The 18,407-nt window shown below is 69.7% G+C and carries 17 protein-coding genes and 1 pseudogene; 9 read left to right on the top strand and 9 right to left on the bottom strand.

Annotation, left to right across the window (positions count from 1 at the left end; genetic code table 11):
- From AB0K21_RS41960 to AB0K21_RS41930, 7 genes and pseudogenes are all read right to left on the bottom strand, one after another.
- A pseudogene (locus tag AB0K21_RS41960) lies at positions 1-425 on the bottom strand (glycosyl transferase); the annotation flags it as partial.
- A gap of 36 nt (positions 426-461) precedes the next feature.
- Positions 462-1,457: an NAD-dependent epimerase/dehydratase gene (locus AB0K21_RS41955; protein WP_364158311.1), complete on the bottom strand. Its 996-nt coding sequence runs from the start codon at positions 1,455-1,457 to the stop codon at positions 462-464.
- A 45-nt stretch (positions 1,458-1,502) separates the two neighbouring features.
- A complete protein-coding gene (locus AB0K21_RS41950) occupies positions 1,503-2,075 on the bottom strand; it encodes a GNAT family protein (RefSeq protein ID WP_364158308.1) in 573 nt (190 codons plus the stop codon).
- A 63-nt stretch (positions 2,076-2,138) separates the two neighbouring features.
- Positions 2,139-3,131: an aldo/keto reductase gene (locus AB0K21_RS41945; RefSeq protein WP_364158305.1), complete on the bottom strand. Its 993-nt coding sequence runs from the start codon at positions 3,129-3,131 to the stop codon at positions 2,139-2,141.
- A 35-nt stretch (positions 3,132-3,166) separates the two neighbouring features.
- Entirely contained in the window at positions 3,167-4,834 is a 1,668-nt protein-coding gene (locus tag AB0K21_RS41940) for a PH domain-containing protein (RefSeq protein ID WP_364158302.1), read from the bottom strand.
- Positions 4,831-5,361, bottom strand: a complete 531-nt coding sequence (locus tag AB0K21_RS41935) for a PH domain-containing protein (RefSeq protein WP_364158299.1) — start codon at positions 5,359-5,361, stop codon at positions 4,831-4,833. The genes AB0K21_RS41940 and AB0K21_RS41935 overlap by 4 nt, the downstream gene beginning before the upstream one ends.
- A gap of 212 nt (positions 5,362-5,573) precedes the next feature.
- Positions 5,574-5,906, bottom strand: a complete 333-nt coding sequence (locus tag AB0K21_RS41930; RefSeq protein ID WP_364158296.1) for a hypothetical protein — start codon at positions 5,904-5,906, stop codon at positions 5,574-5,576.
- Positions 5,907-6,370: 464 nt separating this feature from the next.
- Between AB0K21_RS41930 and AB0K21_RS41925 the strand changes: the two genes are divergently transcribed.
- The 6 genes from AB0K21_RS41925 (at position 6,371) to AB0K21_RS41900 (ending at position 12,456) form a co-directional block, all read left to right on the top strand.
- On the top strand, positions 6,371-6,901 hold the full coding sequence (locus AB0K21_RS41925; protein ID WP_364158293.1) for a GNAT family protein: 531 nt from the start codon (positions 6,371-6,373) through the stop codon (positions 6,899-6,901).
- 53 nt (positions 6,902-6,954) lie between these two features.
- Complete coding sequence (locus tag AB0K21_RS41920; RefSeq protein WP_364158290.1) at positions 6,955-8,064, top strand: DegT/DnrJ/EryC1/StrS family aminotransferase; 1,110 nt, start codon at positions 6,955-6,957, stop codon at positions 8,062-8,064.
- Positions 8,065-8,126: 62 nt separating this feature from the next.
- Entirely contained in the window at positions 8,127-9,530 is a 1,404-nt protein-coding gene (locus AB0K21_RS41915; protein WP_364158287.1) for an NDP-hexose 2,3-dehydratase family protein, read from the top strand.
- A gap of 42 nt (positions 9,531-9,572) precedes the next feature.
- The gene (locus tag AB0K21_RS41910) at positions 9,573-10,682 is read left to right on the top strand and encodes a nucleotide disphospho-sugar-binding domain-containing protein (RefSeq protein ID WP_364158284.1); all 1,110 of its coding nucleotides are present in this window, start codon (positions 9,573-9,575) and stop codon (positions 10,680-10,682) included.
- 31 nt (positions 10,683-10,713) lie between these two features.
- Entirely contained in the window at positions 10,714-11,340 is a 627-nt protein-coding gene (locus tag AB0K21_RS41905) for a dTDP-4-dehydrorhamnose 3,5-epimerase family protein (protein ID WP_355626149.1), read from the top strand.
- A gap of 123 nt (positions 11,341-11,463) precedes the next feature.
- Positions 11,464-12,456, top strand: coding sequence for a Gfo/Idh/MocA family oxidoreductase (locus AB0K21_RS41900; protein WP_364158280.1), 993 nt, complete (start codon positions 11,464-11,466; stop codon positions 12,454-12,456).
- A gap of 54 nt (positions 12,457-12,510) precedes the next feature.
- Here AB0K21_RS41900 and AB0K21_RS41895 read toward each other — a convergent pair whose 3' ends face one another.
- Together AB0K21_RS41895 and AB0K21_RS41890 are read right to left on the bottom strand one after the other, a co-directional pair.
- Positions 12,511-14,076 carry a glycosyltransferase family 39 protein gene (locus AB0K21_RS41895; RefSeq protein ID WP_364158277.1) on the bottom strand — a complete coding sequence of 522 codons (1,566 nt, stop codon included), beginning with the start codon at positions 14,074-14,076 and terminating at the stop codon, positions 12,511-12,513.
- Between the two features lie 42 nt (positions 14,077-14,118).
- The gene (locus AB0K21_RS41890; protein WP_364158274.1) at positions 14,119-15,624 is read right to left on the bottom strand and encodes a 4-hydroxyphenylacetate 3-hydroxylase N-terminal domain-containing protein; all 1,506 of its coding nucleotides are present in this window, start codon (positions 15,622-15,624) and stop codon (positions 14,119-14,121) included.
- Between the two features lie 486 nt (positions 15,625-16,110).
- Here AB0K21_RS41890 and sbnA point away from each other — a divergent pair, with 486 nt between their 5' ends.
- The 3 genes from sbnA to AB0K21_RS41875 are packed head-to-tail and all read left to right on the top strand — an operon-like array spanning position 16,111 to position 18,397.
- On the top strand, positions 16,111-17,163 hold the full coding sequence (gene sbnA, locus AB0K21_RS41885; protein ID WP_364158271.1) for a 2,3-diaminopropionate biosynthesis protein SbnA: 1,053 nt from the start codon (positions 16,111-16,113) through the stop codon (positions 17,161-17,163).
- Entirely contained in the window at positions 17,157-18,185 is a 1,029-nt protein-coding gene (gene sbnB / locus AB0K21_RS41880; protein ID WP_364158268.1) for a 2,3-diaminopropionate biosynthesis protein SbnB, read from the top strand. Before sbnA ends, sbnB begins: the two co-directional genes overlap by 7 nt.
- 8 nt (positions 18,186-18,193) lie before the next feature.
- The gene (locus AB0K21_RS41875) at positions 18,194-18,397 is read left to right on the top strand and encodes an MbtH family NRPS accessory protein (protein WP_326645853.1); all 204 of its coding nucleotides are present in this window, start codon (positions 18,194-18,196) and stop codon (positions 18,395-18,397) included.
- Positions 18,398-18,407 lie beyond the last annotated feature (10 nt).

The raw sequence follows: 18,407 nt of genomic DNA, 5'->3' as shown, positions 1-18,407 counted from the left end.
GCGATCGGTGCGGCGAAGGTCAGTGGTTCCCAGATGACGAGGTCGGGTTGCCAGGATCGGGCGAACTCCACCAGGCCCCCGATGATCGGGAAGTTGCTCACCCGGTGCCAGCCCCGCACCGCCTTCGCCATTCCCGGCCTGAGGTAGTCCCAGGTGGCCTTGGCCGGATCCTCGAAGGCGTCGTACGGCGCCATGATGCCGACGCGCAGGGCGTCGAGCATGTCCTGCCTGTTCTGGGTGATCCGCCACGAGCTGCGGTCCTCGCCCACCGGGACGGCGGTCAGCCCGGCCTGGGTGATCACCTTGGCGAAGGAGGGCTGACCGGCGACGCGCACCTCGTGGCCGGCGGTGCGCAGTGCCCAGGCCAGTGGCACGAGGTACTGGAAGATGCTCTTCTCCGGGTTCACCGCGAACAGGACGCGCACGGGGCTCTCCCCTCCTTCGGTCAGGTGGTCAGGTGGTCAGGCGGACTCGTGCACGATGGCGGCCGCCGCGCTCTCCAGCCCTTCCAGCAGCGGCACGCGGGCGGTCCAGCCGGTGGCCTCCTGGAACGCCGACGGGTCGGCCACGAAGTCCAGCACGTCCGTGGGCATGGAGTGCTCCGCGGGCGCGACCGAGATGACCGGCACCGGCGGCCGCCCCGAACGGGTCGCGACGACCTTCGAAACCATCGAGAACAGGTCGGCGACGCTGGTCACCTGCCCCGTGCCGACCAGCCAGTGCCGCCCGGACAACGTCTCGGCCTGGTCCAGCGCGGTGACGAACGCGGTGGCCGCGTCGTCGACGCAGAGCAGGTCGCGCTTGGTGGAACCGTCGTGCCACATCGTCAGCGGCTGCTGGGCGAACGCGCGGCGCATCATCACCGAGACCACACCCCGGTCCAGCGCGGTCGGGTCCGTCCCCCGGCTGTAGAGAGTGGACAGCCGCAACGTGCTGCCCCGGATCAGCCCCTCGGCGTCGGCGGCCTCGATCGCGCGCTCCGCGGCCAGCTTGTGCCGGTCGTACGCGGTCAGCGGCTCGTCCGGTTCGCTGCCGTCGAGCCGGGCGGACGAGGAACGCCCCGCCTGCGAGACCGAGCCGGCGAAGACCACCACCGGCGGCCGCTCCGGGCGGTGTGTCCGGACCGCGTCGATGAGGTCGTGGACCAGGCCGAGGTTGACCCGCTCCGCGGCGGGGTCGGCCGCGGCCGCCCGCCATGTGCTCGCCTTTCCCATGTGCGCGACCAGGTGGATCACCGCGTCCGCGCCGCGGACCGCCTCGGTGACGGCGTCGCCTCCGGTCAGGTCGAGGGGGTGGACCTCCACCTCGGCGCGGGACCGCCGGGGGACGGTGGTGGGCCGGCGCCCGACGAGCCTGAGGCGGACCGGCCTGGCCGCCAGTTCGCGGGTGACGGCCGTCCCGAGGAGGCCCGAGGCGCCGAGCACGGTGATCAGTGGTTTCGCGGCTGTCGTCGCCACATCATCTCCTTCGTCGTCGTGGCCGGGGAGCCGTGACCGTCGTCGTCAGGACACGTCGAGTGGCCGGGCCGGGGCGGTCCGCCAGCTCAGCGACGGGTGAAGCATCCTGTCGGTGTTCTTGTCGACGTACTCCTCCCACCCGGCGCGCTCGATCTGGAAGTTGTGCAGATCCCAGTGGCGTCCGCGGAAGTACATGTGGTCGCGCAGCGCGCCGATCTCCTGGTCACCGGCCGTGATTCCGAAGGAGGCGAAGCTGGCCTCGGTGGTCTGCCCGATCACCCGGTCGATGTCCAGCGTGGCGAAGGCGTAGTTGACCAGCAGCAGGATGGCCTCGGAGCCCACACCCAGCCGGGCCCGCCGGGGGTCCAGGTAGACGGCGCACCTGATGTGCCCGGCCGGGTCGAGCGCGTGGAGCCCGCCGAAGCCCAGGCGTTCGCCGGTGTTCCTCGTGGTGACGTGGAAGATGGCGTGGGCCCTCATCGTTCCCCGGGCGGGCCGTACCGCCGGGCGGATGCTCTCCACGCCGGTGCGCACGAAGACCTGGGCGAAGTCCGCCTGGTCGGTGCTGCTCGCCGGATGGAGCACGATGCGGCGTGACGCCGTGTGCGGAAAGAGCAATTTCTCGTGTCCCGTCGTCTGATGTGGTGAGGGTCCGGTGGGCCGTCCGCCGCCGCTGCCCGGTCAGGCCCGGCGCGTCGGCCGGTCGGCGCCCGCGGCACGGATGTGGTCCCAGCTCATCTCGCCCACCGCCGGCGGCAGGTCGTCGATGTCGCGCAGGTCCTCGGGGGTGAGGTGCAGGTCGACCGCGGCCGCGTTGTCCCCGAGCCAGTGGAGCTTTCGCGTCCCGGGGATGGGCACCACGTTGTCCCCTTGGGCCAGCGTCCAGGCGATCGCCACCTGCGCGGGAGTGGCCCCGTGCCGGTCGCCCACCCTGCGCAGCCCTTCGACGATCGCGTGGTTGGCGTTCATCGCCTCGGGACGGAAGCGCGGGTCCCGGTTGCGGGAGTCCTCCGTGCCGATGGCCGAGTGGTCGATCCTGCCGGACAGGTATCCGCGGCCGAGGGGGGCGAAGGCGAGGAACCCCACGTTGTTCTTCTGGCTCCACGGCAGTACGTCCTCGCGGTTGGCCGTGGCCCACACCGACAGTTCGTACTGCACGGCGGTGATCGGGAACACCGAGTGGAGCAGTTCCAGTTCGTCACAGGTGGCGTGCGAGATGCCCAGAGCCCGGACCTTTCCCTCGGTGACCAGCTCGCCCAGGGCTCCCCAGGTCTCGACGAGGGGGACGGCGGGGTCGACGCGGTGCAACTGGTACAGGTCGATGACGTCCACCTGGAGCCGCTGAAGCGATCCCTCGCAGGCGGCTCGCAGGTGGTCGGGCCGGCCGTTGCGGTGGAACTTGCCGTCCGGCATGACCACCAGACCGCACTTGGTGGCGATCGTCACATCGTCCCGATGCGATCTGAGCGCCCGTCCGAGCAGCAGCTCGTTGGTGAACGGCCCGTAGACGTCGGCCGTGTCGAAGATGTCGATGCCGTAGGAGACGGCTCGGTGGATGACCCGGACGGACTCCTCGTCATCCCGTTCGGTCGGCCCGTAGCCGTGGGACATGGAGCTGCAGCCGAGGCCGATCGCGCTCACGGAGAAACCGTCCGTGAGATTGGTCGTGCGCATTTTCTACCCCCTGTCCACCAGGTAGGTGATCTAGGTCAGCTGGACGAGTTCTCGTGGCCCATGTCGGGGGGCGGGTCTCCGGCCGGCCGGTCCGCGAGAAACTCGGCCACCAGCTCCGGGGTTCCGCCATGGATGAACGTCACGGCCTCGTCGGCGGCGACGTCCGGTATCTCGTAGAAGCGAGCCCCGGCCGCGCTCGACACCCGGACGGTCTTCAGGCCCAGGGCGCGTTGGAGAAGCGACTGGCTCAGCGTCCAGCCGATCACTCCCCGGTGCTGGAGCACGACGGTCGCCCGCCGTATCAGTCCGGACCGCGCCACGAGGTACGGCCCCGCCATCGTGTGCCCGAGCGACCGGTAGGCGACGAAGGCGAGTACTCCGCCCACCGGCATCAATGAGACCGGGATCAGCCAGAGCCCGCGGACGAGGGCTCCCGTCGCTCCCAGCCAGGCCAGCAGGCCGGCGACGATCCCCAGCGTGAGGACGGTGCCCGCCAGCCTGCGGTACAGCGCGGCACGCGGGTGCGCGCGGAGTGGCGCCCGCAGCGGCCGGTGCTCGTCCCCGAGCACGAGAACCGCCACCCGGTGGGCCTCGCTGACGTGTGTCCGCGGCAGGATGGCGCTGGAGGCGTCGCTGCCGGGAATCCAGCGCATCCCGGTTGAGATGACCTCCGTCTCGGCGAGCCCCATCCATCGGGAGAGCAGCGGCTCGCTGATGTGGATCCCGCGCAGGCGCCGGTCGTCGCGGTAGACCTCGCGCGTCTGGAAGAGTCCCTGCCTGGTGAGCAGCGCCGTGCCGTCGTCGGTCCTGGTGCGGACCAGCTCGAAGTTCCATCTCTCCTTGACGAAGGAGATCGCGAGGCCGACGGTGCCGAGCAGGAAGCCGCCGCCGGCTCCGACGGCGATCGACCAGCCGACCCCGAGGGCGTCCCACCCGATCGCGTCACGGATGATCTCCATGAGGTCGACGTCGAACATCTGCAGCGTCAGGCTGGTGCTCCACAGGAACAGTGCCGCGGCGAGGAAGGCCCAGACGCTGAGCACGTTGTAGAAGAACCAGGACCACCGGAGCCGGGCGAGGAGGGTCTCCTCCACCGCCCGCTCCGGGACCTCGGGCTGGGCGGCGTCGTTCCGCTGGACGCCCAGGAGATCGTCGCGGATCCTCTCGGCCTGCTCCTTGGCGACCGCGTCGAGCTTGAACGACGTGCGCGCCTCGCCGGAGGCGATGGTCACCACGCGGAGCCCGGTGAGCCGGTGCCGGAGCTTCGCGCCGGTGTCCACCGTACGGATCCGGTCCCTGGGAACCGAGCGGTACTTGCGGACCAGCAGTCCCCTGCGGATCTCGACCCTGTCCTCGGTGATCCGGAACCGGGTGGTCAGCCAGCGTCGCAGGGCCATGACGCTGACGATGACCCCCAGCGCGCTGGCGATGAGGACCGGCCAGGCGTCGAAACCCCGCCCGAAGACGACGGTGACGAGCACGCTGGGAAGGATGGTGAGCACGAACCTGGTCGCGTCGACCAACGCCAACCGGCTGTTCAGGCGTTGCCACGGAACCTCCTCGCCGTCCGGCGCCCGAGCCTCCGTCCGCACCCCCGCCGCGGGCACGCCCGCCGACACCTGTGTCGGTGGAGGCGGTGGCGCGGCGGGCGGAGGTGTCAGAACCTCGGAGAGAGGTTCGTCCACCGACTTCCCGGCGCTCACGTGGCATCTCCCGGCGTGGCCTGAGTGATCTCGGTGAGCCGGTGCGAGTGCTCCTCCGCCACCGTGGCGTTCAGCCCAGCGATGCTGATCGCGCCCTCCCTGGACGCGGTGGTCACCTTGAGCGTGGCCAGCCCCAGCATGGTCTGCAGGGGGCCTCTCCTGGTGTCGATGGACTGGATGCGCGAGATGGGGGTGATCCGCCATTCGCGGGTTATCCAGCCGTTCAGCGCGTAGACGGCCTGGTCGGTGATCTCCCAGCGGTGTACCAGATAACGCCAGGTGGGCATGACCGCGATGTTCACCGCGTAAATCACCGCGAAAATCACCAGTACCGGACCCAGCCACGGCCGGGTGTCGGGCAGCAGCGCGTAGGCGATGCCGAGGCCACTGACAACGAGTATTCCCCAGATCAGTGCGTTGAGCGTCCACATGAGGATCGCCCGGCGTTCGATCCGGTGCCTCGGAGGGCGTAGCACAAGCGGTTCTCGGGTCTGTTCCGGGGAGGCCGCATACGATGTGTCAGGCATGTCGTGATCCTGTGTCAGTGGGGTCTCCGGGCATAATGAACGGCCTGTCGTCTGAAGCGGTTCCGGTAAATGGGACCGATTGTTGGACGCTTGTTTTTTGGGCGTGCGCGGCGCATGACTGCGTTTTCTCCGCCCGTCGGCCGATGCCTCGGATTCCGGTCATGCCACCGCCGCGCTGTCTCGCTGGCGGGACAGCGCACGGGCCGGTGGCGCTATACCGGCGTCGTCTGCTCGCGGAGCTCCTCCGAGGCGTCCTGCCGCTGCTCGTCGTCGTCCTTGGCCGTGAAGCGGACGATGAACTCGGCGAGGTCGCGGAACGTCTCGCCCTCGAAGCCCTCGAACCGCTCCAGGAGTTTCAACTGCGTGGTGTTCTCCAGCTCCAGCAGGACCTGGACCATCGAGAACGAGTCGAGGTCGTGCAGGGACTCCGGCTGGGGCACGTCAGGCTGCTCGGCGCAGATCATTTCCGCCGTGCCCCGTACCATTCGCTCCACATCGTCGATCAGGGTGAGGTCGACGCCGGCGGCAAGGTCCTTATCCGACATGTATTTTTGTCCTTTCGTGCGGTCGCGGTGATATCCACGCGAGTTTCGAATCGACACCGCTTCGAAGTGCTTTCACGGGTCCCGCTCAGAAACGGAGCTTTGTAGGTGGACGCCTAAACGTCGACGACAGTAGCCACGGCGTCGCGGCGGGGGCAATAGCGTAAGACCGGTTCGCGGTACGGACTCATGCTTTTCCATGGCGGCGGAAATGTCAGCGGGATTCCGGTGAACGATCCGGTGTGGTAGACCTGGTAAACACCCGAAGGGTTTCGGCTCCCCGGTCTTCAGAAGGCGTGTTGATTCGATGCGCGCCTGCCCTGTCCCGCTGGCGGGACGGGCGGACGGCCTACGGTATGAGACCGCACACGTTTTCCCGATCGATGTCCGGAAATCTGTGCCGCCTGGCGGGTGAATGCCATTTCATGTCGCCGGAACCCGGACTCCGAAACGAGGATGACCGAGAAATGCTCTTTCCGCACACCGAGTCCAGGCAGATCGAGTTGCGGCCGGCGGGTGTCAAGGACGCCGCCAAGGTCTACGACATCCTGTTCCGGCTGGGACACAGTGGTCTGCCGGTGATCGACAGGTTCGTGGACACCTTCGGGCAGGGGTTGGCCGCCTGTTTCCTGGTGCACCGCAAGGACACCGGGGAGATCGTCGGATTCAGCACGTTGTCCGACCTCTCTCCGGCGGGTCACCTCCGGGCCGATGTCCACCTGGCCGGTCAGCCGGACGAGATCCGGACGGACGCGGTCGCGCTCACGGTCAACTTCGCCTTCGCGATGTGGCGCACCAGAAAGGTGTACTTCCACGCCGTCGAGGCCGGCGTCGAGAGTCTCGGATTCACCGAGCCGCACACGGCGATGGTCGAGGCCGAAGCCGTTCTGCCCAAGCACATGTACTTCCACGGCCGGGTGCGGGACGTTCACGTTTTCGCGATCTATCGCGAGAGCTGGGACGCGCACGGCGTGGATCTTCTCAAGCACATCGTCTGAGTCCCCGGCCACATGCCGAACGGGTCTCCGCCTATTGGAGGTGACGTGCCCCGATGACCCTCTTCGTATGGGGTTATCTGCCGGAGTACGAGAAGGAACGCGACGACATCCTCGATGCGGTCGACACGGTGTTCCGCTCGGGGCAGCTGGTGCTGGGACCGAGTGTCCGGGCATTCGAGCAGGAGTTCGCGGCCTATCACGGTGTCGAGCACTGCGTGGGAGTCGACAACGGGACGAACGCCATCGTGCTCGGACTGCGGGCCCTCGGGGTCGGTGCCGGGGACGAGGTGATCACCGTCTCGAACACGGCGGCGCCCACGGTGCTGGCGATCGACGCGGTGGGCGCCACACCGGTGTTCGTCGACATCGACCCGGAGACCTACCTGATGGACGTCGAGCAGGTGGCGGGAGTCGTCAGCGATCGCACCCGGTGCATCCTCCCGGTCCATCTGTACGGCCAGTGCGTGGACCTGGCGCCCCTGGAGGCGATCGCCGCGAAGCACGGCCTGCCGATCCTGGAGGACTGCGCGCAGGCGCACGGCGCCCGCCGGCACGGCCGTATCGCGGGCTCGACGGGTAAGGCGGCGGCCTTCTCGTTCTACCCGACGAAGGTGCTGGGAGCGTACGGCGACGGCGGCGCGACCATGACCGACGACGCCGAGGTCGCCGCCAACCTGCGCCGGCTGCGCTACTACGGGATGGAGAGCCAGTACTACGTCGTGAGCACGCCCGGCTACAACAGCAGGCTCGACGAGGTGCAGGCCGAGATCCTCCGCCGCAAGCTGACCCGGCTCGACGACTACATCGCCAAGCGGCGCGCGATCGCGGCGCGCTACGAGCAGGCGTTCGCGGACACCGAACTGGTGACCCCCAGGACGGCGCCGGGAAACGACCACGTGTACTACGTCTACGTGGTGCGCCACCCCAGGCGGGACAAGATCATCGAGGCCCTCAAGGCGCGCGACATCTCGCTGAACATCAGCTATCCGTGGCCGGTGCACACCCAGTCGGGTTTCGCCCACCTCGGCTACGAGAAGGGGTCCCTGCCGGTCACCGAGGCGGCGGCCGACGAGATCTTCTCCCTGCCCATGTTCCCCTCGCTCTCCGACACCGATCAGGAGCGGGTCATCGACACGTTGCGTGCCGTACTGGCCGCGGTTTGAGCGCTGCTCGCGCGCACCGACGGCCGACCGAACGAACCGAGGACAGGAAGAGGCCCGCCACCATGACCCGACTCGCCGCGTCGCACGCGGGAACGGACGGCAGAGCAGACGACGGCGCGCTCATGTCCGTCTCCGGTTTCCATGACTGGTGGGCCGAACGGAACGCGGCCGGCCACTTCGCCGTGCGGCGGATCCCCTTCTCCGAGCTGGACGCGTGGGCCTTCGAACCGGACACCGGCAACCTCGGGCACGAGAGCGGCCGGTTCTTCACGATCGAGGGCCTGCGGGTGCGGGACGGCGGTGTGGACACCTGGTCGCAGCCGATCATCAACCAGTCGGAGATCGGCATACTCGGCATCGTCGTCAAGGAGTTCGACGGTGTCCTGCACTGCCTGATGCAGGCGAAGATGGAGCCGGGCAACGTCAACACGCTCCAGCTCTCGCCGACCGTGCAGGCGACACGCAGCAACTACACCCGGGTGCACCGCGGCACCGGCACCCCGTACCTGGAGTGCTTCATCGGGCCGGACCGCGGCGAGGTCCTGGTGGACGTCCTGCAGTCGGAGCAGGGCGCCTGGTTCTGGCGCAAGCGCAACCGCAACATGGTGGTGCTCGTGACCGGGGACGTCCCCGTCCGCGAGGACTTCTGCTGGCTCAGCCTGGCCCAGATCCGCGAACTGACCCGAATCGACAACCTGGTCAACATGGACGCGCGGACGGTGCTGTCGTGCCTGCCGTTCGAGCTGCCGCAGGAGAACGGCGCGCCGGCCGACGACGCCTTCAGGGACGCGCTCGTCCGCTCCTACCAGCACCAGGCGGACGGCACGGAGACGCGGCCGCTGCACGCGATGGGGGAGATCCTCAGCTGGTTCACCGAGGCGAAGACCCGCTACGACTGGACCGCCCGGCTGGTCCCCCTGGAGGGCGTCGCCGGCTGGAAGCGCGGTGACGACGAGATCGCCGACCACGACGGCCGGCGGTTCCGCATCATCGCGGTCGAGGCGGAGGCCGGAACCCGGGAGGTCCAGCGCTGGACGCAGCCCCTGCTGTACCCCCGCGGCCAGGGACGGGCGGTGTTCTTCGCACGGTCCATCCGGGGCGTGCTGCACCTGCTCGTCCAGGCCAGGCCGGAGTACGGTCTGATGGACATGGTGGAGATGGCGCCGACCGTCCACCTCCTGCCGGGCACGGAGCCGACGGACGTCGACGACCCGTTCACCCGGGACCTGCTGATCTCCCAGCCGGGTGTCACGCACTACGACGCCGTGCTGTCCGAGGAGGGTGGGCGCTTCTACAAGGCGCTCACCAGGTACCAGATCATCGAGGCCGATGAGACGATGCCGATCGACGTGCCGCCGAACTTCCGCTGGATGACCGTCCGGCAGCTACTGGACCTGCTCCGGCACGGTCACTACCTCAACATCGAGGCGCGCAGCCTGCTTGCCTGCATGCACAGCCTTTGCTGACCGCCGGCCACGCGCGGGCCGAGGAGACGAAGTGGAGTCACCGTGCGACTGCTGTTCACGACTGCGCCGCTGCGTGGCCATTTCTTCCCCCTGGTGCCGCTGGCCTGGGCCGCCCGTGCCGCCGGTCATGACGTCCTGGTCGCCACCACGGACGGTTTCGCCGCCGTCGTGATGCGGTCCGGACTGCCCGCCGCGTCCTTCGGTTCCGCGACGGACTTCGTCGAGCTGGTCGGCGACGAGCCGGTCGCCTCGGCGACCGACGCCGAACGCCGAAGGCACGCCCACGGGCGCGCCTTCGGCCGCATCTCGGGCCAGTGCCTGCCCGGCGCGCACGAGCTGTTCGAGGCGTGGCGGCCGGACCTCGTGGTGAGCGAGCGCGCGGAGTTCGCCGGACCGCTCGCCGCGGCGGCCACCGGTGTGCCGTACGTGGAGTACCAGTGGGGCGTGGCGCCGCTGGAGGAGTACCGGTCGGCCGTGCGGGAGGAGCTCGGGGTCGAGCCGTCCGTACCGGTCGAGGTGCTCAACCCGTGGCCGCCGGGCATGCGGCTGCCGCACGCGACGGGGCACCAGGGCGTGCGCAACGTGCCCTACACCGGCGACGCCCGGGTGCCCGGCTGGGTCTTCCTGGAGCGTCGGCGGCCACGGGTGTGCGTCACCCTGGGCACGGTGGTGCCGCGGATCGGGGCGCGGCTGCTGGGCGACCTGGTCGTGCCGGTCCTGGAACGCCTGGCCCGGCACGGCGCCGAGCTCGTGGTCGCGGCGGACGAGGAGGTCGTGGCCGCCTGGCCCGCGCTGGCGGCGGTCGCCCACCGGGTCGGCAGGCTTCCGCTCGCGCAGGTGCTGCCGACCTGCGACCTGGTGGTGAACCACGGAGGGCACGGCACCGTCCTGACCGCCCTGTCCGCGGGCCGGCCGCAACTGGTGCTCCCGCAGTTCGACGACCAGTTCGACAACGCGGGGGCGGTGGTCGGCGCGGGGGCGGGAATGCGGCTGTCTCCCGAGGAGGTCACTCCCGAGCTGGTCGCCGAGCGCTGCCTGGCGCTCCTCGCGGACGCCCGATTCACCGTGGCCGCGGCCGAGGTCGCCGCCGAGATCGCCGCGCAGCCGGCCCCGGCGGACGTCGTACACCTGTTGGAGAAGCTGGCGGTCTGATCGCCGGAACGACTCGAGGAGCCTTCCGCACATGTTCCAGTCGCTGTCGATAACCGAGCTGTCGGTGCCCAACGCGTACCGCCTGACCCCGGAGCGGCACCATGACCGCCGCGGGTACTTCATGGAGGCGTTCCGCGCCGAGACGATCTCCGAGGCGATCGGTTACCCCTTCGTGGTCGGGCAGGTGAACTACTCGCTCAGCCGCCGCAACACGTTGCGGGGGATCCACGGCACCGTCCTGCCGCCGGGCCAGGCCAAGCTGGTCACCTGCGTGCGCGGCGCGGTGCTCGACGTCGTGGTGGACCTGCGGGTGGGCTCACCCACGTACGGGAAGTACGAGATGACCCGCCAGGACGAGGACTCGGGCATCGCGGTGTACCTCGCCGACGGCCTGGGGCACGCCTTCCTGGCGCTGACCGACGACGCCTGCATGAACTACGTGTGCTCGGCGGCGTACATCCCGGGAACGATGCTCGAGATCGATCCGCTGGATCCGGAGATCGGCATCCCCTGGGGTCTCACCGAGCCTCCGATCATGTCGGAGAAGGACGCCGGCGCGCTCACCCTGGCCGAAGCGGAGTCGAAGGGGCTCCTCAGCACCTACGAGGAATGCCTCGCCCACTACGCGGAGCTGAAGACGGCCCCGCGACCGTTCTGACGATGCCGCCGCAATGTCCCTGCCCGACCACCTGATGTCCCGTCCTCTGCCGAGTGGAGTTCCCCTGATGTCGACTTCCTCCTCACGGATAAATCCGGGGGCCTGCACGCTGGAAGGATTCCGATGAGTGCCAGCACCCCTGACAGGCTGCGCATGGGGGTCATGGGATGCGCGGACATCGCCTGGCGGCGGACCCTCCCCGCGATGCGCGACGACCCGTCCGTGGAGGTCGTCGCGATCGCGAGCCGGGACATGCGGCGGGCGAAACAGTTCACCGACCGGTTCGGGGGCGAGCCGATCGAGGGATACGGCTCGCTGCTCGACCGCCCGGACGTGGACGCCGTCTACATCCCGCTGCCCGCGCTGCTGCACGCGGAGTGGATCGAGCGATCCATCGAGGCCGGTGTGCACGTCCTGGTCGAGAAACCGATGACGAGCGGCTACGCGGAGACCGGCCGCCTGTTCGCGCTCGCCCGCTCGCGCGGTCTCGTGCTGCTGGAGAACTACATGTTCCTCCACCACTCCCAGCACGCCACCGTGCGCAAGCTGGTCGCCGACGGCGCGATCGGGGAACTGCGCGGGTTCTCCAGCGCCTTCACCTTCCCGCCCAAGCCGGAGGGCGACATCCGCTACCTGCGCGACGTCGGCGGCGGCGCCTTCGTCGACTTCGGGGGCTACCCGGTCCGCGCGGCGCTGCACTTCCTCGGCGGCGACCTCCAGGTGGTCGGCGCCGCCTTCAGGCACGACCACAAGCGGGACGTGGTGATGTCGGGCGACGTGCTGCTGAGCACGCCGCAGGGGGTTTCGGCCCAGCTGACCTTCGGCATGGAGCACTCCTACCGCAACAGCTACCGGCTGGCGGGGAGTACCGGAAGGATCCTGCTGGACCGGGTGTTCACCCCGCCGGAGGCACACCGGCCGGTGCTGCGGATCGAGCGCCAGGACCACCGCGAGGAGCTCGTCCTGCCGGCCGACCACCAGTTCGCGAACGTGATCGGGGCCTTCGTGCGCTCGGTGCTGCACGGCGGCGACGTCCGGCCGCAGCAGGAGGGCAGCCTGCAGCAGGCGGCCCTGATCGAGCGGATCCAGCAGGTGGCGCTGCACTTCGAGATCTGAGACCGCATGGGTGAGGGCGGGCCGATCGCGGCCCGCCCTCACCCATGCGGTCCTTCAGGAGCCCGGCCGGGCCCGCCGGGCGGCGTCCTCCCGCCTCAGCAGCGGCCAGATCCGCGACCAGGCCGCGGTACGGCCCTCGCAGAACCAGATCGGAGTGCCGATCCCGAGGCCGATCCTGCCCTCGACGGTGCCCACCTGCCGGACACCGGAGAACATCGACCGCAGCTCGTCGTTCATCCCGCCGACGACCAGGACCGGGCCCGGCTCCTCGGGTGGGGTCGCCAGGTAGCCGTACCCGCGGTGCCCGCTGTACGGGTGCGGCAGCCCCTGCCTGGTGCCCAGCACCTCCAGGGCGCCCGCCTGCCAGAAGTACCGGGTGAGGACCGTGGTCCGGTCCCTGGTGGCCGGCGGCAGCGCGTGGTAGGCCCGGGTGACCGAGTTCGCGAGCTCGGGCCAGCCGAGCTGGAGGAAGGCCTCCAGCATGTCCGACCGTTCCTGCGGGGTGGTCGGTTGCCTGAGCTCCGCGACCGGGGTGATCGGCAGCTGCACCAGCGGCAGCAGCGCGGCCAGCGCGAAGACCGGCCAGCTGACGGTCCAGCGCCACCAGCGGGCCGGCCGGTGCCGCTCCATCCGTACCGCCGCCGCCGCGAAGACGAGGGGGAACACCCCGCCGACGTAGGTGAAGCGGCCGCCGGCCGCGAGCAGGATGGCGATCACGCCGAGCACGGTCCACCCGAGAAAGCGGTGGTCACGCAGGTCGGGGCAGCGCAGCAGCGCCCACAGGCCGTAACAGAACAGCACCGTACCGACCGGGATGCCGGTGACCAGCAGCAGCAGCGGCAGGAACATCGGCCGGCCGCCCCAGAGCATCGCGTTCTCCCCGGTCAGCGCGGCGGCCACCTGGAGCTGCGGCCATCCGTGCACGGTCTGCCAGACCAGGCCGGGCACCGTGGCCACCACCGCGATCGCGGCCCCCACCCACAGCGCCGGCCGCCGCAGCAGGTCGCGCGGGCCGACCGCGAGCACGCTCACCGCCAGGGCCGCCCAGAAGACCGGGATGAGGAACTTGACCTGCAACGCCACGGCCGTGACGACGCCGGCCCAGAGCAGTGGCAGGTCGGCGCTCCGGCCGGTCCTTCCCTCGCCGCGCAGCCGGACCCAGCGGACCACCAGCAGTCCGGCCGTCATCCACAGCACGACGTCGAACGTCTCGGTGTCGAGCCTGCCCGCCTGGCCGAGGAAGGCGATCGCGTAGGCGGCGGCCGCCATGACCTGCGCCCGCCCCCGGCCGCCCATCTCCCGCGCGATCTGCGCGGTGACCACGACACCGGCCGCGACCACGAGCAGGTCCAGCAGCCGGAGCGCGAGCAGCGAACCGGGGAACAGGGCGTCGGTCAGCGCGGCCAGCAGCGGCACGAGCGGCGGCTGGTCGGCGTATCCCCAGGCCGGCTGCCGGCCGGCCGCGATGAAGTAGAGCTCGTCGATGTTGTAGCCGTAGCCGTCGATGAGCAGCGCCACCGGCACGACGACGGCCGCGACGATCAGCGACAGCGGTTTCCACGCGAGCGGGTGGTACTCCCGGCGGGGCCGGGCCGACGGCTCAAGCGCGATGATGGCCAATGATGGTTCCTCCGTTGCGGGCGATGTCTCCGTGGGGCGGCGTCAACGCGTGTGGCCGGGCAGGCCCTCCGGGCCGATCAGGTCGGGACGGGTCCACCCGTCGAGGTCGTACTCGGCCATGCACTGCTCGGCGAAGCCCTTCAGCGCCTGGGCCTGCCCGCTCGCCGTGTAGGACTGCAGCGTCTGCACCCGGATGCCCTCGTGGTCGCCGGCGTAGGAGCGCTCGTAGAGTTCGTGGCGTCCGGCGAACTCGGTGCCGACGCAGTCCCAGAGCAGCTTGAGCAGCTTCACCCGGTCGATGGCCTCGATGCCCCGCGAGCCGCGCAGGTAGCGGTCCAGGTAGGGGCGCACGTCGGGGTTCTTCCAGTCGGCGGCGTGCGAGTTCAGGTAGATCAGGCCGCTGCCGAGGGTCTGCTGGAGGATCTCCTTGATGCGGGGATAGCCGACGCCCATGAACGTGCGGTACGCCATGGCGTAGTTGAGGTTCGGCTGCACGGCGCCGCCGTGCCACGAGGTCGGTGACTTGGCCATCGCGTCGGACAGCCCCCAGAACAGGTCGCGCCAGTTGAGGATCTCGCCGATCTGGGCCTGCACGCCGCGGAACGTCGAGACGCCGGTCGCCTCCACGCCCTTCATCGCGCAGCCCGCGATGAAGTCCAGCTTGACGGCCAGTCGCGCGCAGCCGTGGAAGGTGAAGCGCTCCTGGACCCCGGATCCGGCGGCGAAGGAGTTGGCCGCGCCGGCGTCGTACATGAAGACGTTCTCCCAGGGCACGTGCACCCGGTCGAACACCATGATGCTGTCGTTCTCGTCCATCCGGCTGGACAGCGGGTAGTCGAAGGGGCTGCCCTGTGCCGCCGCCGCCTGCTCGTAGGAGGTGCGGCAGATGAACTTCAGGCCGGGAGAGTTCGTCGGCACGGTGAAGACCAGGCCGAACCTCTTGTCCCTGAGCGGGAGGCCGAAGTGGGCGATGAAGTTCGCGTTGGTGATCGCGGATCCGGTCGCGACGACCTTCGCACCGGACACGATCAGGCCGGAGTCGGTCTCCTCCTCGACGTGGACGCACACGTCCGCGGTCCGGTCGGCCGGCCGGTCCCGGTCGACGGGGGGATGCGCGATCGCGTGGTTGAAGTAGAGCAGCCGCTCCTGCGCCTCCTTGTACCAGCGCAGCGCGTTGTCCTGGAACGGGCGGTAGAAGTCCGCGTTGGCTTCCAGGGTGCCGAAGAAGCCGGCCTTGTAGTCCGGGGTGCGGCCCATCCAGCCGTAGACGAGCCGTTGCCAGGCGACGATCGCGTCCCGGGAGGCGACCAGATCGGCCGCGGAACGGGCCGTTTTGAAGTACGGATGGGTGAATCCGCCGTTTCCCGTGTCGGTCGGCACACGCAATACATCCGCGGCCTCCGGTTCGTGTAGCGCGTCGTACAGCCGGGCGATGGAACGTGCGCTGTTACGGAAGGCCGGGTGAGTGGTAACGTCCGGCACGCGCTCGCCCCCGATATATACCTCGCGGCCGTCGCGCAACGACTCCAGGTATTCCTCACCGGTCATCGGCCGAACATTATTCAGCGGGCCTGCCGGAGCGGGCAAAATGGTGGTCATCTCGGCATTCTCCTTCGCGTTCGGGGGTCGGAGCGGCCATGGCGTGCTCCCCGGCGGTCCGCGTCGCCCAACTGTCCCGCCGGCGGGACAGCTCCCGTCCATCGTCTGATAACGGCATTAATGCGCCGGGCGGCCCGTTCATTCGGTGAATACGATGCGATAATTCGGCGGTGCCGAGACTTATCATGCACGGCTGGAGTTTTTGCGGCAACGACCATTTCCGTGGACTGCGCTATTGACCCTGTCGAGGCGCCCTGGTTATGGTCGGGCCACGTTTTGGGGCCCGTTGCCGTGGACAGCCATTCGAGGTGGTCCGGTAAATATGTTCGGCGGGTTCCGGCGGGTGCCGCCGGAAACCCATGAGAATGAAGCCGTCCGGAAAGGTGCCAATGTCTCGCGGAGCATATCTTCTGAATTGCCTGACGGAGCGGAACGGTGAGCGCAGGATATGAGGCCATCGACTGTGCGCCCCCCGGCCGGACGACTCCGGCGGTGAGCGCGCGGATCGGTGACGGCGTCCTCTCCGCGGTCGGTGCCACCCCCCTGGTGCGGCTGACGCGCCTCTTCGGGGACTCTCGGGCCCGGTTCCACGCCAAGCTGGAGTCGTTGAACCCGGGCGGCAGCATGAAGGACCGGTCCGCCATGGGCATGGTGCTGGGTGCGATCGAACGCGGCGAGCTCATCCCGAACCAGTCGACGGTCGTCGAGTCGAGCTCGGGCAACCTCGGCATCGGGCTCGCGCAGGTGTGCCGCTGGTTCGGTCTCAGGTTCATCTGCGTGGCGGACCCGAAGATGACCGCCCAGAACCTCGCGATCCTGGCCGCGTACGGGGCGGAGCTGGACATCGTACGCGAGCCCGACAACGAGATGGGCGACTTCCTGTCCGCCAGGATCCGGCGCGTCCGCGAACTCGTCCACGACATTCCCCACGCGTTCTGGCCCAACCAGTACGCCAACCCGCTCAACGCCCGCGCCCAGGAAACGATCATGCAGGAGGTCGTCCGGCAGCTCGACGGGAACGTCGACTACCTCTTCGTGGCCACCGGAACCTGCGGCACCATTCACGGGTGCGCCAGGTTCGTCGCGGACCACGGGCTGGGCACGCACATCGTCGCCGTCGACGCGGAGGGCAGCGCCATCTTCGGCGAGCCGTCCTGCCGGCGGCTCATCCCGGGACACGGCGCGGCGATCCGCTCGGAGCTGTACTACGACGGCATCGCCCACTCCGTGGCCCGGATGACCGACCAGGACTGCGTGGTCGGCTGCCGGCGGCTGGTCGGTGTCGAGGCGATCCTGGGCGGTGGCTCCTCGGGCGCCGTGGTGAGCGCGGTCGCGCAGCGGCTCGCGGAGATCCCGGCCGGCGCCAACTGCGTCCTGCTGCTGCCCGACCGGGGCGAGCGGTACCTGGACACCATCTACTCCGACGTCTGGGTGGAGGAGAGGTTCGGCGACATCGCCCACCTCTGGAAGGAGCAAACGACATGCTGATCCTCCGCAGGAGCGACGTGCTGGCGGTGCTGGACGGCGCCGAGGACGCCGTCTGCCGGACCGTCAGGGACGCCTACCTGGCCCATTCGCGGCGGGAGACCTCGGTACCGCACTCGGTCTTCCTGCGTTTCCCCGGCAACACGCGCGACCGGATCATCGCGCTGCCCGCCTACGTCGGGGGCGAGCGCCCGGTCGCGGCGGTCAAGTGGGTGGCGTCGTTCCCCGGGAACCTGACCCTCGGGCTGGAGCGGGCGTCGGCCGCGATCCTGCTCAACTCCGTCACGGACGGACGGCCGGTGGCGCTGCTGGAGGGGGCGGTCATCTCGGCCAGGCGCACCGCGGCCGGCGCGGCCGTGGCCGCGGCCACGCTCACCGCCGACGCTCCCGGCGAGGTCAGGAGCGGGGTCGCGCTGATCGGCTGCGGGGTCGTCAACTTCGAGATCCTCCGCTTCCTGCGGTCACAGCTCCCCGAGCTGGAGGCGGTCACGGTGTTCGACCTCGACCCCGAGCGCGCCCGGGAGTTCGCGTCCCGGGTGCCCGACCTGAAGGTCGAGATCGCCGGTGACGTCGAGGAGGCGCTGGCCGCGCACCGGATCGTCTCCCTCGCCACCACCGCCGGCGAGCCGCACCTGAGTGCGGACTCCTGCCTGCCGGGCACCGTCGTGCTGCACGTGTCGCTGCGCGACCTGACCCCCGAGTCGATCCTGGCGGCCAGGAACGTGGTCGACGACACCGACCACGTCTGCCGCGAGGCGACCTCGCTCGACCTGGCCGCGCGGCTGACCGGGGACCGGGGATTCGTCACCGCGGAGATCGGCGACCTGCTGGCCGGGGCCGGCGCGCTGCCCTATGACGCCGGGTCCGTGACGGTGTTCTCGCCTTTCGGGCTCGGCGCCCTCGACGCCGCACTCGCCGCCCACGTCATGGACGAGGCCGCGGCGCGGGGGCTCGGGATCCACCTTCCCGACTTCTCCACGGACCCGGAGACGGGTCCGGGAGAAGTGGAACAACGCGACCGCTGAGGAGAGAGATGTCCGCGGACGAGAAGTACCTGGTCGTGGTCAACCACGAGGAGCAGTACTCGGTCTGGTTCGCCGACCGTGCGCTGCCCGCCGGCTGGCGGGCCGAGGGCGCCTCCGGGACCCGGCAGGAGTGCCTGGACCACATCGAGCGGGTCTGGACCGACATGCGCCCGCTCAGCCTGCGGCTGCGCATGGCCGACGAGGCTCGCTGACGATCCGCCG

Source organism: Streptosporangium sp. NPDC049248 (assembly GCF_040678965.1).
Classification (GTDB): Bacteria; Actinomycetota; Actinomycetes; order Streptosporangiales; family Streptosporangiaceae; genus Streptosporangium; species Streptosporangium fukuiense.
Note: the sequence above shows the minus strand (reverse complement) of the source record. Positions and strands in the feature narration are given on the sequence as shown.

What these genes read in the sequence shown, in the direction of transcription:
- AB0K21_RS41945 (WP_364158305.1), bottom strand. Translation starts at nt 3,131, where the DNA reads ATGCGCACGACCAATCTCACGGACGGTTTCTCCGTGAGCGCGATCGGC.
- AB0K21_RS41935 (WP_364158299.1), bottom strand. Translation starts at nt 5,361, where the DNA reads ATGCCTGACACATCGTATGCGGCCTCCCCGGAACAGACCCGAGAACCG.
- AB0K21_RS41930 (WP_364158296.1), bottom strand. Translation starts at nt 5,906, where the DNA reads ATGTCGGATAAGGACCTTGCCGCCGGCGTCGACCTCACCCTGATCGAC.
- AB0K21_RS41925 (WP_364158293.1), top strand. Translation starts at nt 6,371, where the DNA reads ATGCTCTTTCCGCACACCGAGTCCAGGCAGATCGAGTTGCGGCCGGCG.
- AB0K21_RS41920 (WP_364158290.1), top strand. Translation starts at nt 6,955, where the DNA reads ATGACCCTCTTCGTATGGGGTTATCTGCCGGAGTACGAGAAGGAACGC.
- AB0K21_RS41915 (WP_364158287.1), top strand. Translation starts at nt 8,127, where the DNA reads ATGACCCGACTCGCCGCGTCGCACGCGGGAACGGACGGCAGAGCAGAC.
- AB0K21_RS41905 (WP_355626149.1), top strand. Translation starts at nt 10,714, where the DNA reads ATGTTCCAGTCGCTGTCGATAACCGAGCTGTCGGTGCCCAACGCGTAC.
- AB0K21_RS41900 (WP_364158280.1), top strand. Translation starts at nt 11,464, where the DNA reads ATGAGTGCCAGCACCCCTGACAGGCTGCGCATGGGGGTCATGGGATGC.
- AB0K21_RS41890 (WP_364158274.1), bottom strand. Translation starts at nt 15,624, where the DNA reads ATGACCGGTGAGGAATACCTGGAGTCGTTGCGCGACGGCCGCGAGGTA.
- sbnB (WP_364158268.1), top strand. Translation starts at nt 17,157, where the DNA reads ATGCTGATCCTCCGCAGGAGCGACGTGCTGGCGGTGCTGGACGGCGCC.
- AB0K21_RS41875 (WP_326645853.1), top strand. Translation starts at nt 18,194, where the DNA reads ATGTCCGCGGACGAGAAGTACCTGGTCGTGGTCAACCACGAGGAGCAG.